Here is a 949-nt window from a genome sequence, read left to right on the forward strand (position 1 = left end):
TTTCGCGCGCGGTTACGCGCCAGATGTCGTTGGATCCGTTGAAACTGACGGATATCGTGGCGACGGGGCTCAACAAAAAATCTACGGCGTATGCTTCCATTAATTATGTGCCGACGGAGGCGTCAAAAGTGTATTGGGAAATTTACACGCCGGGCACTTCTTTTGCCAATGCGGGCACGCCCTCCAACCTGGTAACGGATTCCTCTACGCCCACGGGCACGGGCCCGACGCCGGTGGGAGGGACGTTGGTGTACCGCTCGGAAGAAGACCGGACGGCGCGGATGAACTTTACCTCCAAATGGGACGGCCTGTGCGGCTTAAATACCACCATGACGCTTTCCATTCCCCAAGGCGCCACTTATCCGGCCAATGCCGTAGATGACAACGGGAACTCTTTAGCCGGGCAAAAGTGTAACGCGGGAAAGGTCTGCTCCTATCATCCGAACGGCTGTATGCGCACCTATGCTTTTAATGAGACGATGTCGGACGGCACGACTTGTGCCAATACCAACGGTTGTACGCAAACGTTTAATTACGGGGCGCCGATGCCGGACGGGAACTACGTGTACGTTTTGTGGGCGGAAATTCCGTACAACGGCAAATACTTTAATGCCAAACTTAATAAAACGCCTAACTTTATCGCCGGAGGTACCTGCGGCGTGCCGGTTGGAGGCATAGTGGCCGTCAATGAAGGCGACGGCGTGTGCTTCACGGGTGTAAAGACGCAGAACTACTCGGTGGGTCAGATTGCGATCGAACGCGGATTGGTGGACATTACGATCCAACCGGTGAGCTATTCGACGGTAGGATCCAGTCCGACGGCGTACGGGTTAGATCCGTTTATTTTCAAATACTCGGTGGTGCGTGATTCTACGGTAGTGGCGCGGGTGGAGAACGCGGCGGGAGTGGCGGTAAAGCACTTAACGCCGGAAGAAGGGGTAACGCAGGT

The 949-nt window shown here is 55.2% G+C and carries 1 protein-coding gene; it reads left to right on the forward strand.

All coding sequences use genetic code 11. From position 1 onward, the window contains the following. A partial coding sequence (locus B5F75_RS07420; protein ID WP_158093814.1) for a hypothetical protein occupies window positions 1–949 on the forward strand: 949 nt, incomplete at both ends.

Origin of the sequence: Elusimicrobium sp. An273, from assembly GCF_002159705.1 — a bacterium.
GTDB classification, from domain to species: domain Bacteria; phylum Elusimicrobiota; class Elusimicrobia; order Elusimicrobiales; family Elusimicrobiaceae; genus Avelusimicrobium; species Avelusimicrobium gallicola.